General features: G+C 71.7%; 14 protein-coding genes. 2 read left to right on the top strand and 12 right to left on the bottom strand.

Annotation, left to right across the window (positions count from 1 at the left end; genetic code table 11):
- Positions 1-108 precede the first annotated feature (108 nt).
- Entirely contained in the window at positions 109-1,263 is a 1,155-nt protein-coding gene (locus HF577_RS13765) for an MFS transporter (RefSeq protein WP_169396220.1), read from the top strand.
- A gap of 274 nt (positions 1,264-1,537) precedes the next feature.
- On the opposite strand, the gene HF577_RS13770 is transcribed toward HF577_RS13765, so the two are convergent.
- The 5 genes from HF577_RS13770 to HF577_RS13790 all read right to left on the bottom strand — a co-directional run bounded on the left by HF577_RS13770 (position 1,538) and on the right by HF577_RS13790 (position 7,092).
- Positions 1,538-1,834 (bottom strand): AAA family ATPase, encoded by a 297-nt coding sequence (locus HF577_RS13770; RefSeq protein WP_169396221.1) that lies wholly within the window; start codon positions 1,832-1,834, stop codon positions 1,538-1,540.
- Between the two features lie 100 nt (positions 1,835-1,934).
- On the bottom strand, positions 1,935-3,431 hold the full coding sequence (locus tag HF577_RS13775; protein WP_169396222.1) for a CoA-acylating methylmalonate-semialdehyde dehydrogenase: 1,497 nt from the start codon (positions 3,429-3,431) through the stop codon (positions 1,935-1,937).
- On the bottom strand, positions 3,428-4,807 hold the full coding sequence (locus tag HF577_RS13780) for an MFS transporter (protein WP_169396223.1): 1,380 nt from the start codon (positions 4,805-4,807) through the stop codon (positions 3,428-3,430). The genes HF577_RS13775 and HF577_RS13780 overlap by 4 nt, the downstream gene beginning before the upstream one ends.
- A 27-nt stretch (positions 4,808-4,834) precedes the next feature.
- Positions 4,835-5,557, bottom strand: coding sequence for an enoyl-CoA hydratase/isomerase family protein (locus tag HF577_RS13785; RefSeq protein ID WP_211174239.1), 723 nt, complete (start codon positions 5,555-5,557; stop codon positions 4,835-4,837).
- Positions 5,557-7,092, bottom strand: coding sequence for an aldehyde dehydrogenase (locus HF577_RS13790; protein WP_169396224.1), 1,536 nt, complete (start codon positions 7,090-7,092; stop codon positions 5,557-5,559). Before HF577_RS13790 ends, HF577_RS13785 begins: the two co-directional genes overlap by 1 nt.
- A gap of 155 nt (positions 7,093-7,247) precedes the next feature.
- Here HF577_RS13790 and HF577_RS13795 point away from each other — a divergent pair, with 155 nt between their 5' ends.
- Positions 7,248-7,910 (top strand): GntR family transcriptional regulator, encoded by a 663-nt coding sequence (locus HF577_RS13795; RefSeq protein ID WP_169396225.1) that lies wholly within the window; start codon positions 7,248-7,250, stop codon positions 7,908-7,910.
- A 42-nt stretch (positions 7,911-7,952) separates the two neighbouring features.
- Here HF577_RS13795 and HF577_RS13800 read toward each other — a convergent pair whose 3' ends face one another.
- From HF577_RS13800 to HF577_RS13830, 7 genes are all read right to left on the bottom strand, one after another.
- A complete protein-coding gene (locus HF577_RS13800; protein WP_169396226.1) occupies positions 7,953-9,389 on the bottom strand; it encodes an FAD-dependent oxidoreductase in 1,437 nt (478 codons plus the stop codon).
- 113 nt (positions 9,390-9,502) lie between these two features.
- On the bottom strand, positions 9,503-10,879 hold the full coding sequence (locus HF577_RS13805) for an APC family permease (protein WP_169396227.1): 1,377 nt from the start codon (positions 10,877-10,879) through the stop codon (positions 9,503-9,505).
- Between the two features lie 48 nt (positions 10,880-10,927).
- Positions 10,928-11,812: a carbon-nitrogen hydrolase family protein gene (locus HF577_RS13810; RefSeq protein WP_169396228.1), complete on the bottom strand. Its 885-nt coding sequence runs from the start codon at positions 11,810-11,812 to the stop codon at positions 10,928-10,930.
- Between the two features lie 69 nt (positions 11,813-11,881).
- A complete protein-coding gene (locus HF577_RS13815) occupies positions 11,882-12,904 on the bottom strand; it encodes a zinc-dependent alcohol dehydrogenase family protein (protein WP_169396229.1) in 1,023 nt (340 codons plus the stop codon).
- Between the two features lie 29 nt (positions 12,905-12,933).
- Positions 12,934-13,107 (bottom strand): hypothetical protein, encoded by a 174-nt coding sequence (locus HF577_RS13820; protein ID WP_169396230.1) that lies wholly within the window; start codon positions 13,105-13,107, stop codon positions 12,934-12,936.
- Between the two features lie 166 nt (positions 13,108-13,273).
- The gene (locus HF577_RS13825) at positions 13,274-14,023 is read right to left on the bottom strand and encodes an acetate uptake transporter (protein ID WP_169396231.1); all 750 of its coding nucleotides are present in this window, start codon (positions 14,021-14,023) and stop codon (positions 13,274-13,276) included.
- Positions 14,024-14,514: 491 nt separating this feature from the next.
- Positions 14,515-14,685 (bottom strand): hypothetical protein, encoded by a 171-nt coding sequence (locus HF577_RS13830; protein ID WP_169396232.1) that lies wholly within the window; start codon positions 14,683-14,685, stop codon positions 14,515-14,517.
- Positions 14,686-14,767: the final 82 nt, after the last annotated feature.

The raw sequence follows: 14,767 nt of genomic DNA on the forward strand, positions 1-14,767 counted from the left end.
CGCGCGCGCGAAGCGGGCGACTCGCGGGGCCGAAGCGGGCGACTCGCGGGTGAGGGCCGGGGTACCGCCCCGCTCCGACGGCGAGTGCTGATCACTATCGTTTCACCGGTGACAGCCGAACCGCGCCGGGCTCGGGTCGGCGTCTCGGTGGTCTTCGCCGCCTGTGGTGCCGCCTTCGCGACGTGGGCGGCCCGCGTGCCGGCCGTGCAGGCGGACCTCGGGCTGGGTCCCGGGGGGCTCGCGGTGGGCCTCTTCGGGCTGGCCGCCGGTTCCGTCGTCACCCTGCTCGCTGCCGGACCGCTGATCACCATGATCGGCAGCCGCGCGGGAGCCCTCGTCGGAGCGACGATCCTGTGCGTCGGCCTGCCGCTCGTCGCCTTCGCCCCGAACCTGGAGGGGTTCGTCGCGGCGCTGGTGGTGCTGGGGATCGGCAACAGCCTGCTCGACGTCTCGATGAACGCCCACGCGGCCCGGGTGGAGCAGGCCTATGGACGGCCGATCTTCGCGAGTTTTCACGCGTTCTGGAACATCGGGGGGCTCGTGGGCTCCGGGGCCGCGGCAGTACTGGCCGCCCAGCGGGTGCCGGTGGCTGCGCACTTCCCCGTCGCGGGCGCGGTCCTGCTGCTGGTCGCGCTGGCCGCCACCACCCGGGGATTCCTGGCGGGACCGGACCAGGGTCAGGGGGAGTCGCCCTTCGCGCTGCCGGGCAGGGGCCTGATCCCGGTGGGGGTCATCGTGTTCTGCGGGTTCCTCGCCGAAGGCACCGTCAACGACTGGAGCGCGGTCTACCTCACCACCGTCACCGACGCGTCGCACGCCGTTGCGTCCCTCGGCTTCTTCGCCTTCTCGATCGCCATGATCGCGGTCCGGCTCGTGGCCGACCGGCTCAGCGGGCGGATCGGGATCGTCGTCGTCATGCGCGGGGCGACGCTCGTCGCCCTGCTGGGCTTCGGGCTGGTCATCGCGGTCCCGGTGGCCGGGGTGGGTGTCCTCGGGTTCGGCGTGGTCGGGCTCGGCCTCGCCGCGATCGTTCCCCTGGCCTGGAGCAGCGCCGCGCGGAAGCAGCCGGACAACCCGGGCCGCGCCGTCTCGGCCATCGCCACCTGCGGCTATCTCGGGTTCCTCGTCGGGCCGGTTCTCGTCGGCCCGCTCGCCGCGGCGTTCGGGTACCGGCTCGCCCTGGCCTGCGCCGGTGCCCTCGTCGTCGCTGTCCTCTTCCTGGCCCCGGCGCTGGACGACGCGGCCGCCGGCCGGCGGCGGTGACGCCGACCCGGAGGACCACTCGGCGAGGAACGTCGCCAGCAGTTCGGCCACGCGCTTGTCCGCCTCGACGATGAGCATGTGCGAGCCGCCGTCGGCGCCCTCGACGAGCTCCAGCCGAGCCCCCGGGATGTGGTCGGCGACCCAGCGGGAACCGGCCCACGGCAGGGGGCTCTCGCGGCTGGCGATGACGAGGGTGGGCAGGGTGATCCGCCGGATCTCGCGACGCCAGTCCTGCCGGCCGAAGTCCGCGACGAGCGCTGCGGAGAAGGCCGCGTCAGGACGGCCGGCCTGGTCGAGCGGCCTGGTGCCGCAGTGCCTGCGAGGCGGCCCCGGCGAGGGGACGGTAGGCCTGCGCCCCACCGCCGGGGACGGCGCGCCCGCGCAGTACAGCCACGCCGCGCTCCGCGGCCCGCTCCGCCAGGTCGGCGGCCAGCCGGGACTTGCCGATCCCGGCCTCCCCGGCCAGCACCAGCAGGCCGCCCTGCCCCTGCGCCAGGTGTGCGAGCGCGGCCAGCCCCGACTGCCACTCCGCGTCGCGCCCGACCAGCTCAGCGGAACGCAGGACGCTCACGGTGCGGTCGCGGCGGTCGGGTCGAGGTGGTGGCCCGGGAGTCGAACAGGGAGTCCTGCCATCCCCCGGCAGAGCAGTCCGCCACCGGGACGGGCTCCGTTCAGCTGGAGGTGGGGAAGCTGTAGCTCGCGCCCCTGCTCGTGTCGGCCTGCGGCCAGCGGGACGTGACGACCTTGGCCCGGGTGTAGAACCGGACGCCCTCCGCGCCGTGCACGTGCATGTCGCCGAACAGCGAGTCCTTCCAGCCCCCGAACGAGTAGTAGGCCATGGGCACGGGGATCGGCACGTTGATCCCGATCATGCCGACGGTCACCTCACGCTGGAACCGGCGCGCGGCCTGCCCGCTGCCGGTGAAGACGGAGGTGCCGTTGCCGAAGGGGTTGGCGTTGATCAGCGCGATCGCCTCGTCGAGGGTCTCGGCGCGCAGCACCACCAGCACCGGGCCGAAGACCTCGTTGCGGTAGACGTCCATCTCGGGCGTCACGTGGTCGACCACGGTGGGCCCGACGAAGTAGCCGTCCTGCAGGGCGTCGCCCTCGATCGCCCGGCCGTCGACCACGAGGGTGGCGCCCTGGCTCTCCGCCGACGTCACGTACCCGATGATGCGGTCCTTGGCCTCCTGGGTGATCACCGGACCCATCTCGCTGGACGGTTCGACGCCCGGACCCACCTGCACCGCGGTGGCTTTCGCCCGCAGCGCCTCGATGAGGGCGTCGGCCGCGCTGCCGACGGCCACCGCCGCCGAGATCGCCATGCAGCGCTGGCCCGCGGAGCCGAAGCCCGCCGCGGACAGGTGCTCGGCGGCGAAGTCGATGTCGGCGTCCGGGAGCACCACGGCGTGGTTCTTCGCCCCGCCGAGAGCCTGCACGCGCTTGCCGGCGCGGGTCGCCCGCTCGTGCACGTAGCGGGCGATGGGGGTGGAGCCGACGAAGGACACCGCAGCGACGTCCGGGTGGTCGAGCAGCGCGTCGACCGCCACCTTGTCGCCGTGCACCACGTTGAAGACGCCGTCGGGGAGCCCGGCCTCGGCCCACAGCTCGGCGAGGAGCACGGACGCCGACGGCACCCGCTCGCTCGGCTTGAGCACGAACGTGTTGCCGCAGGCGATGGCGATGGGGTTCATCCACATCGGGACCATCACCGGGAAGTTGAACGGCGTGATCCCCGCGACCACCCCGAGCGGCTGGCGGAACGAGAAGCTGTCGATGCCGGTGGAGACCTGGTCGGAGAACTCGCCCTTGAGCAGCTGCGGGATCCCGCACGCGAACTCGACGACCTCGAGGCCCCGCTGTACCTCGCCACGGGCGTCGGAGAGCACCTTGCCGTGCTCCGCGGTGATGAGCTCGGCGAGCTCGTCGGTGTGGGCGCGGACCAGCTCGCGGAAGGCGAACAGGATGGCGGTCCGCTTGCTCAGCGAGGTCTGCGACCACGAGACGAACGCCTCGGACGCCGCCTGCACGGCGAGGTCGACGTCGCTGCCGTCGGCGAGTGCGACCTCGGCCTGCTGGCGTCCCGTTGCCGGGTTGAACACGGCGCCGGTGCGCTGCGCGGTGCCTGCGGTCGGCTTGCCGCCTATCCAGTGATCGATGGTCTTCATGGTCGTATTCCTTCGTTGACGATGTTCGCGGCGACCCGCCCGTCGACCGAGGTCGTGGGGTCGTCGTTGTAGAGGAACCGGCCGTGAGTCTCGGGCGTGAACGCCAGGCCGATGAACGAGATGACGATCAGCCCGGACACCGCGGTGGTGGCCAGGGCCAGGCTGCCGTGGAACCACTGCGTCGCGATGACGCCGGCGAGCAGTGGGCCCGCCGCGGTGAACAGCCGGCCGATGCTGTTGGTGACGGCGAGCGCCGAGGCCCGCACCGACGCCCCGAACAGCTCGGGGAAGAACACGGCGCTGCCCGAGAGGACACCGAAGACCCCGAAGCCGACGAAGGGCAGCAGCCACATGTAGGTCGTGAAGGTCGTGCCGAACGGGTAGAGCACGCCGACCGCGACGATGCCGATCACCAGGCTCATCGCGAACGTGGGCTTGCGCCCGATCTTGTCGGCGATGAAGCCCCAGCTGGCGTACCCGAGCAGGCCGCCGAGGTTGAGCATGGCCACGGCCCACGACACGTAGCTCACCGCGGCGTTCCCGGTGACGCCGTGCTCGCCCACCACGACCCGGACGATCTGCGGGGTCCACGTGGTGACGCCCCAGAAGGCGAACAACGCGCCAATGCAGATGATCGTGCAGGGCAACGTGCGCCGCAGCATCGGCGGCGTGAACAGCTGGGTGAGGACGAACCGGTCGGCCGCGATCTTGTGCGCGCCCGCCGCCCGCTCCTGCTTGCGCACCGCGCGGGCGGCCTTCACCTGCGCTGTCGAGTCGGGCTCGTGCACGTGGCTGCGGATGAACAGCACCAGCAGCGCCGGGACGATGCCGAAGGCCAGCGTGATCCGCCAGCCGAAGCCGCCGACGAAGTTGTAGACGATCGCGGCGAGGAACGAGCCGATCGCCAGTCCGGACATCATGATCCCGCTGGCCTTGGCGCGGTGGCGGTTGTTCCACGCCTCGGCGACGAGCGCGGCGCCGATCGGCAGCTCCACCCCGGAACCGATCCCGGCGACGAAGCGCAGCACCGCGAACTGCCAGAACTCTCCGGACAGCGTCGCCAGCGCGGTGAACACGGAGTACGTCAGTACGCCGATCATCAGCACCCGGACGCGCCCGACGTAGTCGGCCAGCGCGCCGAACGCCACCGCGCCCACCGCCCAGCCGAACAGGAACACGGTGACAGCCACGCCGCTGTAGAACGAGGACGCATGACCGAGCAGGTCGGTGGTCGCCGGCCCGGCGACCTGGGTGAAGAGGCTGGAATCGAAGCCGTCCAGCGCCCACCCCATGGTGGTGGCGACCAGGACGGCCCACTGGTAACGGCTGATCTCATGACGCCAGGTGCGCGCGCCGTGGTCAACTACTCGCAACATCGGCTCCTTTGCCAAGCCCTACGGGGGTCAGGTGGTGCCGGGGAGCTGGCCGAGGCGGCGCAGCGAGCCGACGACCAACCGGTCGACGCTCAGTTCGAGGGCCTGGTCCTCGTCGAGGCCCCGGCCGGCCTGCAACATCTCCCGGATCTCGGTGTGCAGGCGGGGATCGCGTTCGCGCAGTGCGGCCACGCGCTCGTCGACGTCCTTCGACAGGTCGTCGGGGCCGCTGACCACGGCGTTGAGCAGGCCGAGCTCGGCGGCGCGCGCGGCGGTGATCTTCTCGCCGGTGGCGGTGAGCCAGAACGCCTGCCGCTCACCGACGACCTTGGGCAGCCAGGCCAGCACCAGGGCAGGCGCCAGTCCGATGCCGATCTCGGGGAACCAGAACCGCGCCTCCGCCGCCGCGACCGCGACGTCGCACGCCGCGAGGAGGCCGACGCCGAAACCGGCGGCGTCCCCCTGCACCTCGGCGACGGTCACCAGCGGGGTCCTGCGCAGCGCGCGCTGCAGACCCACCAGTACCTGCGTCTCGGCGTGCAGGGCGGCAGGCGTGGTGCCGGCCCGCTCGCGCCCGAGACAGAACGCCGGGCCGTTGGCCCACAGCCGGAGCACGTGCGCCCCAGCCGGGGGGTGCAGCAGAAGCTCGGTGAGCTCCTCGCACATCGCGATGGTCAGGAGGTTGTCGGTGCCGTTGTCCAGCTCCACCTCCACGACGCCTTCGGCCGGGGAGGAGATGGTGAGACCGGACATCAGTTGAGCCTTTCCGTGGCGACGCCGCCGTACCAGTCGACGTCGTCCGGGGCCGTCCGCACGGTGATCGCGCGGACATGGGTGAAGTCGTTGAAGGACTCCCACCCGCCCTCGCGGCCGACCCCACTCTCGCGCAGGCCGCCCCACGGGGAGGACGGGTCGAGGCGGTGGTGGTCGTTGATCCAGACCATGCCCATCTCGAGCCGTCCGGCCACCCGGTGGGCCCGCGCGACGTCCCGCGTCCACACCGAGGAACCCAGCCCGAACGGCGAGTCGTTGGCCAGGGTGACGGCGTGCTCCTCGTCGTCGAAGGGGATGGCCACGACGACCGGCCCGAAGATCTCCTCGCGGGCCACCCGCATGTCGTTGGTGACGTCGGCGAGCACGGTGGGCTCGATGAAGAACCCGCCGGGCAGGCCGGGCACCTCGGCGGCGCGGCCACCCGCGGCCACCCTGGCGCCCTCGGAGCGGCCGATCTCGACGTAGTTGAGGATCCGGTCCTGCGCCCGCTTCGAGATGACCGGCCCGAGCTGGGTGCTCTCCAGGGCGGGGTCGCCGATGCGGATCGACCGGGCGACCTGCGACAGCGCCTCCACGACCTGGTCGTAGATGCTGCGCTGGATCAGCAGCCTGCTGCCGGCGATGCAGGTCTGGCCGGCCCCGATGAAGCCACCGAACGCTGCTCCGCGGGCCGCCACGTCGATGGGCGTGTCGTCGAAGATCAGGACGGGGGACTTGCCGCCGAGCTCCAGCGTCGCCTTGGCGAACCGCTTGGCCGTGGCGAGCGCGATCGCCCGGCCGGGCTCGGTGCCGCCGGTGAAGACGGCCTTCTTGACCAGCGGGTGCTCGGTCAGTGCCGCACCGGCGGTCGGGCCGAGCCCGGGCGCCACGTTGAGGACGCCGTCGGGGATCCCGGCCTCCTGGGCGATCTGGCCCAGCAGCAGTGCGGTGAGCGGCGTCTGCTCGGACGGCTTGAGGACCACGGTGTTGCCGGTGGCGAGCGCGGGAGCGAGGCTCTTCGACGCGATCATCATCGGGTGGTTGAAGGAGGACAGGATCCCGACCACGCCGAGCGGGAACCGGCTGGTGTACGCGTGGTAGTCACCGCGCAGCGGGACCACCGAGCCGCGGTCGGCCAGCAGCAGGGCCGCGTTGTACCGGTACCACTCCGCGAGCCGTGTGATCTGGGCCTTGGTCTCCGTGATGGGCCGGCCGTTGTTCATCGTCTCGAGCCGGTAGAGCTCGGTCATCCGGGCCTCGATGCCGTCGGCGAACCGGTTGACCAGGCGGGCGCGCTCCTGGATCGGCAGATCGCGCCACACGCCGGAGCGGAAGGTCCGGTCCGCGACGCGGACGGCGTCGTCGATGTCCTCTTCGCTGGCGCCCGCCACGTGGGCGAAGACCTCGCCGGTGGCCGGGTTCGTGACGGGGATCGGTGCGGCGCGCCCGTCCACGACGCGGCCTCCGATGCGTAACCCGGTCGGCAGACCCCCGAGCGGGTCCGTGTCCGCGGTAGACGGAGCGGTGATGGTCATCGTCGAACTCCTCAACTCGTATACGCCTTGCCGTTATCGGTATACGGGTTGACGCTAGCTCGGTGCCGACGGGGTGACAAGGGGCACAGGAGCACGCGGATCTTGAGGATTTGCGCCCGAAGTGCATACTGGCCGCGGGACGGCAGGAGGGTCATATGGCGGCCGAGTCGGCTGCAGGGCGGATCACGCGCGATCTGCGTCGCCGGGTTCTGAGCGGTGACCTGAAGCCAGGCACCGTGCTGTCGCAGGCCCGGCTCGCGGCGGAGTACGACGTCAGCCGGATGCCGGCCCGCGACGCGCTGCAGGTGCTGGCGAGCGAGGGACTGGTCGATCTCGGCCCGACCACGTCCGTCGTGCGGGAGCTGTCGATCGCGGAGCTGCAGGAGCTCTACGAGCTGCGGGAGGCCGTCGAGCCGGTGCTCACCCGGCTGGCCGTGCCCAACGTCGGCCGGGCCCAGATCGCGCAGATGGCGGCGCTGGTCGAGGTGATGGAGGCCGACCCGTCACCGGCAGAGTGGCTCGACGCCAACGCCCGGTTCCACGAGCACGTCTACACCTGCGCCGACCGGCCGCGGATGATCGAGCTGACCGAGCACCTCAGGCGGCTCACCGACCGCTACCTGTACCTCCACGTCGGCGTGATCGGCAAGGTCGACCATCTGCACGACGAGCACCGGCAGATCCTCGACGCGGTCCGGGTGGGCGACGCCGCCGCGGCCGCCGAGCTGACCCGCATGCACCTCGCGACGTCACACGAGTTCATCCTGCGCCACCTGCTGGAACACGAGCTGCTCGTGCCGTTCGCCCAGGGCAGCTGAACCGCTGCCCCGGGCGACGGCGGGTGCCGTCGGCCGTGACCGCTACGCCGGGGCGCTCTGCGCGGGCCGCCCGGCGACGGCGGCCAGCAGCTGAGTTCGGGTCGGGCCGCCCGGCGGGTAGACGGGCCGGTCGACCTCGAGCTCCTCGATCTTGGCGCGCAGCGTGTCCGGCAGGGTGCCGGTGTCGAAAGCCTCGATGCGGTGGGCCGCCCGGAAGAGGGCGCGCAGCGCGTCAGGGTCCTGCGAGAACATCATCTGGAGAGCCCGCTGGAGTCGCCAGCCCGCGCCGGCGGGCGGGTAGGGCCTGCCGGCGATCTCCGCCTGGACCTCGGCCATCCGGTGCTGATCCTGGTCGAGCGTGAACCGGTACATCGGGCCGACGGTCGCATCAACCGCCTCCCCGAAGCGGAGCGCCAGAACGTCGGGCCGATCGGGTGCCACCTCCCGGAGCACGTCGCGCAGCGTGCGCGCCTGCACGAGGCCCGTCGACGCGCCGCGCCCCAGCAGGGGGTTGGTCCTGACGGCGGAGTCGCCCACGGCGACCAGCCCGGTCACCACCGGTGCGCCGTCTACGAGGAGGGACCGGCGCCGGTCGCCGCCACCGTTCATCACCTGGATGTCGGTGATCGGTGTGGACACCGCACGCACCGGCGAGAAGTTCGGGAAGAGGGCCAGCGCGCGTTCCCAGGCGTCGATCTCCCGCAGGTCGCGCATCTCGTGGTCGTTGCTCGCCACCGAGAAGACCAGGCAGTAGGTGTCGGCGTCGGCGGGGATGACGAGCAGCGTCATGCCCTCGTAGGGGATGACCGCGCCCACCACGGGCATCGTCCGAGGCTCGTTGTTACGGAAGTGCCGACAGTAGTAGACGAAACCGAGGTCTTCCGCCTGCACCTCGGGTCCCGTCGCTCCGATCGCGTCGAGCATCCGGTCGAGTGTGGTGTTACGACCCATCGCGTCGACCACGAGGTCGGCCGTCAGCACCTCGCCGTCCTGGGTCACCACGCCCCCGACCTGCGGAACTCCGTCGGCTCCCGCGGTGGCCACGAGCGATTCGGCCTTCGTCCCGCGCCGGATCGTCACGCCCGGCGTGCGCGCCGCGACCGTCGCCAGCGCCGCCTCCACGACCGGGCGGCGACCTATCAGGTTGCGCAGCTCCTCGTCACCCGGGCGGGTGCCGCCGGTGAGGGTGTCCGGCTGTGTCGCGATCGTGTTGACGTGGCTGCAGCCCAGCCGCACCACCTCGTCGAGGACCTCGGGGAGATCCTCTTCCATCACCTTGTTCCAGGCGCCCAGCATGATGTGGGGAAGCCGGAACTGGCTGACGCCCGGCCGCTCCCACGTGCGCCACAGCTCGTCCGCATCACCCTTCGGCTCCGCCACGTCGCGCTCCAGCACCGTGACGTCGTGCCCGTCGCGGCCGAGCAGCGCTGCAGTGGCGAGGCCGGTCATTGCCCCGCCCAGTACGACAATCCGAGCCATGTCCACCTCTCCCGTCGGCGGACATCACAATCCGCCCACAGGAGGAGACTCCGTGATCTTCCGTCCGGTTCATGACCGGCACGTGACCCGCGTCACCACGCGGATGCTCGCGGTCAGCGGGAGGTGCGGGCCGGGGAATCGGTGTCCACGTCCTCGGTGAACTCCACCTCGGGGGGAGCCACCCGGAAGCCCTTCGTGAGCACGGCGAGGTAGACCACGCCCAGCGCCAGCCAGGCCAGCCCGAGCTCGATGGCGGTGCTGTCGAGCCGGGTCAGCAGGTAGAGGTCCACCAGCGCCCCGAGGACGGGCAGCACGACGTACGTGGCCGGGTTGAGCGTGACGCCCTGCCTGCGCTGCCGGAGGTAGTACGCCACCACGGAGACGTTCACCATCGTGAAAGCTGTGAACGCCCCGAAGTTGATGAACGACGTGGAGGTGGCGACGTCGATCGTGAGGGCGATCAGCCCGACCAGCGCGGTGAGGGCGATGCACAGCGCCGGGGTGCGGAACCGGGGCTGCAGGTAGCCGAAGACGCGGTGGGGCAGCACCGAGTCGCGGCCCATCGCGTACATCAGGCGGGACGCCCCGGCCTGCGCGGCGAGGCCGGACGCGAACTGGGCGAGCACCAGGCCGGCGAGGAAGATCGAGGAGAACAGCGTCCCGCCGATGTCGCGGGCGAGGGTGAACGCCGCGGAGGACTCGGCGTCGGGGGTGTCGAACACCCCTCCCGGCCGCACCAGTTGCGCCGCGTAGCTGACGACGATGAAGACCACGCCGCCGATGAGCGCGACGAGCAGGATGGCCCGCGGGATGGTTCTGCGGGGGTCGACCGTCTCCTCGGTGAGGGTGGTGACCGCGTCGAAGCCCAGGAACGAGTACGCGGCGATCGCGGCGCCGCCCGCGATCCCGGCGACCGAGGCGGAGTCGTTCCAGAACGGCCCCGCGTCGAACACCGCCGGCGCCCCGCCCAGCCCGGCGACGTGCGCGATCGACAGGGCCACGAAGATCACCACGACCAGCACCTGGAACGCCATCAGCAGGTAGTTGGCCTTCTCGGCAACCCGCACGCCGACCACGTTGAGCACGGTGGTGATCGCGATGAACGCGATGATCCACACCCAGAACGGCACCGCCGGGAACTGGGCCTGCAGGTACGACCCGCCGATCAGCCAGATCACCATCGGCAGGAAGAGGTAGTCCAGCAGGACCGCCCACCCGACGAGGAACCCGACCCGCGAGTCGACGGTGCGGCGCACGTAGGTGTAGGCCGAGCCGGCGACCGGGAAGGCGGCGGCCATCTTCCCGTAGCTCAGCGCCGTGAAGATCATGGCGACGAGCGCGAGCAGGTACGCCGACGCCGAGGCGCCACCGGTCGCGGACGCGATCACGCCGAAGATCCCCAGCACGATCAGCGGGGTCATGTAGGCGAGGCCGAAGAGCACGACCGACCGCAACGTCAGTGCCCGCACGAGCGTTGGTGACGAGGCCATGCCTGATCCTCCGGGGGTTGTCGGCCGTCTCGGGAGAGCGGGTGGGTGTCAGCCGGGCCGGTCGTCGGGGCCCGTGCCCCACCTGGCCGGGTCGATCCGGCCCTCGTACAGCGGCAGCGCCACCGGCTCGTCGCCGGGACGGAACTGGTCCCACATCCGGTTCAGCCCGGCCGTCCCGAACTGCCGGGCGCGCGCGACGTGGTCGAGGTCCAGCACGTCGGTCAGGACCGTGGGCGCCTCGCTCGGCGCGGCCACCCGTACCAGGCCCTCGGGGTCGACCACCAGGCTCTGCCCGACGCCCACCGGGGCCGCGGCGTTGACGCTGACCATGAAGACCTGGTTGACGATCGCGTTGGCGCGGGCCAGCACGAGCTCCTGCGCCCGGTCGGCGGTGGTGGTCTTCACGACGTTGACGACGACCTCGGCGCCCATCCACGCCAGGTGCCGGGTGAGTTCGGGGAACCACGCGTCGTAACAGATGGACAGCCCGACCCGGCCGAGGTCGTCGAGCTCGAAGGTCACGAACCGGTCGCCGGGGTGGTAGGGCTCGTAGGGCCGCCACGGAAAGATCTTGCGGTAGTGCGCCACGAGCTCCCCGGCGGGCGAGAGGACCACGACGGTGTTGTAGAGGTTCCCGTCGGCACCGCGTTCGCACAGGCTCCCCGGAACCAGCCAGATGCCCAGGTCCCCGGCGAGCTCACCGAGCTCCTTCAGGCGGGGGTCGTCGAGGCGGACGGCGGCGTCGGCGAGTCGCCGGTTCCGCTCCTCGACCGGCCCGTCCGCACCGTGCAGGTGCAGCTCCGGGTAGACCACCAGCCGGGTCGCCGGCAGGTCGGCGACCAGCTCCGACACCTCGGTGCCGAACGCACCCCACGGCTCGTCGATCCGGTGGGGAGAGGCCTGGACCAGCGCGACGGGAAGCGGTCGAGACATCGTCCCTCCTGACCCGGGGCCTGCCGCCCGGTGGTACCGGACAGCGTCGCCGATGCCGGGCCGCCGTGCTCAGCGAGAGGGGCGTTGGAGCCGGATGACCGGTTTGCCCGGGCCACGCTCGGGCGAGTCGACGTAGCGGTGCGCGGCGGCGACGTCGTCGAAGTCGAAGATGCGGTCGACGACGGGCGCGAACGCTCCCGTGGCGAGGCCCGAGCGGATGAAATGTTCGGCGCGGCGCAGCGCGGCCGGGTCGGCGGTGATCTCGAAGACGCGGTACCGGCGCAGCCACACCGGCGCGTACCCGCCGCCCGGCAGGGGCGTCGGCTGCCCGGACAGGCCGCCGTGCACGATCACCGTGGCGCCGGGAGCGCACGCGGCCACGAGCTGCGCCACCTGCGGTCCGCCGACCGCGTCGAGCACCAGGTCGGCGCCGCGGCCGCCGGTAGTGGCGCGGACGGCCGCCGGGATGTCGGCGGCGCCATCGGGGTCGTCGTGGGCGCCGGTGACGACGACCGTGGCGGCTCCGGCGTCGAGCAGGGCGGCCCGCTGGTCGCCGCGCGGGGTGGTGGCGATCGGGATCGCGCCGAGATGGCGCACGACCTGCAGCGCGGCCATGCCGATGCTGTTGGCAGCGGCCGTGACGAGCACGTGGTCTCCCGGCCGGACCCGGACGATCTCCTGCACCATCCCGTAGACGGTGACGTAGGGCATCCAGATCGCGGCGCCGGTGACCGCGTCCATGCCCTCGGGGCGGGCGACGAGCGCCGCCGCCGGCACGATCGCCTCCTCGGCGTACACCGGGTAGTCGTTCTGGGAGAACGCCGGCACCACGCTCACGGCGTCCCCGGCCGCCCAGCGCTCCACGCCGGGCCCGACCTCCAGCACCTCGCCGGAGGCCTCGGTGCCCAGGCCGGCCGGGAGCACGGGCCGTTCGAGGTAGGTCCCGCGCCGGAAGTTGACCTCAGCGCGGTTGAGCCCGATCGCGTCGACCCGGATCCGCACCTCACCCGGACCGGGGGCACGGACCGGGAGGTCCTCGTAGCGCAGCACCTCGGGCCCGCCGGTCTCGTGGAACCGGATCGTCTGCACCATGCCGTGGAATCTACGGTTCCCGGCGGCGCTCAGGTCTTGTTGTGCACCACACCGGCGTTGGGGATCAGGTCCCGTTCCAGGAGCGCGTAGGCCTCGGCGAGGTCGCGGATGCCTGCCGGGCTGTTGCCCACCGACGGAGCGGACTTGATGATCGCCCTGAGCACGGCCTCACGGGCCTGCTCGCTCGGACTTTGATCGGCCATACCGGACGACGCTACGCGCGAAAGCGGCTACGGGCGTCGACGATCGGCAGGCGTGCTGCGCAGCACCGCCACCACGCACCCGGGTGGGGTGCGCGATGGCGGTTTCTCAGTGCTTGCTGTGTCTCAGTTCTTGCGGCGTCTCAGGGCGCTGGGTGGTCCGGCCCGGTCACTGCCCGGCCTTGACGCCCGGCTCGCCCGCCTCGTACTGGATCAGGTTGTTCGGGAGGGCGCCGGAGTCCGCCGCCGCCGCGGTGCGCTTGCCGACCGGCAGGACGGCCCGCTTGAAGGTGGCCTCGAACATCAGCGCGCTGCCGACGTACCAGGCGAGGAGGGCGGAGACGAGGAGCACGTAGGCGGCGATGGTCTGCACCACCGGCAGGGCGCCCAGCAGGGAGACGGCGAGCAGGGCGGCGCCGATGGCCAAGGTACCCAGCACCGCGGTCAGCGCGGCGTTCTCCCGGCTCGCGGCGATCGCGCCCGTCACGGTGATCGCGGCCAGCACCACGAACCAGAAGCCGAAGGCGCTCGCGGCTGTGGCGTTGGTGGCTGCGGGGGGCAGCACGCCCAGTGCGATGAGCAGGTTGTAGATGCCGTAGCCGATCCAGAACGAGCCCCAGATGCCGTGCATGGCGGTGGCGACCGCGTCCCGCGCCCGGTAGGACCACATGCCGGCGAGCAGTTGCGCGACCCCGCCCGCGGCCAGCGCGAACGGGAACAGGACCAAGGGCGTCTGCGCGTTGCCGTACCAGCCCGCCAGGTTGGCCGCGACCATGAAGGTGGCCGCGGCGAAGCCGAACAGCCCGAGGATGGACGGTGCGGCCACCGGCGAGAGCGCGATCGTGGTGTGCTCGCGCCAGAAGCTGTAGTCCGGCGCTTCGACGCCGGTGGTCGAACGGCTGTTGGTGTCGATGCTCATTCTTGCCTCCCAGGTCTCGCCGGGCCGCTCCGCCCGGCGGCCGTCCGGGTGCGAATCCCGAGGCGACTCCGGTGAACTTCTCCCTCGTCCGTGAGGGAGACAACTTCCAGTGAACGCCGTAATGGCTGGTCGGTGGGCCGACTCGCCTGTCTATCCCCTCACAAAACAGTGACGTGACGGCAGAGATGACCTTCCCGAACCTGTCCAAATGGGACGTACTCCGGCTCCGCGTGCGGGAGGTGATTCTGCGGTCGCGGTGAGTGGCGGCGCCGGTCCGTCGGGCGGCCCTGGACCGCTGATCGCCACGAGATCCCCGGATCGGCCCCGGCGGGGGCGAACAGGCGCATCTGGGAACGATCAGCGCGGGCGTGGGCCCGTAGCTCGTCGGCCATCGGGTGGCCGGGGTGCGCCGCGCAGCCGGCCGACCGGCACGGTGGCAGGGGGGCGGGCATGCGGAAGTAGGGCACTCACGTGCCCGGGTGATGTGGAGGTCAGCGGGTGATGCGCCGTTTGAGCCGGGAGGCGAACCTGTCGTCCCCGTTCGTCCTGCGTAGTCGGCGGGTGAGCTTGCGGATCCGCTTGGGTTTGAGGTCCTGCAGCGCGCGCTCGAGGTCGTCCTGTCGCTTCTTCAGGGTCTTGAGCTGCTTCTTCACCGACGTCATGCGACGTCCTCCCGCTCTGGTCCGGATTCGTGCTCTCGTGACTAGGTCCCCTACCGTCCCCCGCCGAAAACGTCGGCGCGGG

Source organism: Pseudonocardia xinjiangensis (assembly GCF_012911925.1).
Lineage (GTDB): Bacteria > Actinomycetota > Actinomycetes > Mycobacteriales > Pseudonocardiaceae > Pseudonocardia > Pseudonocardia xinjiangensis.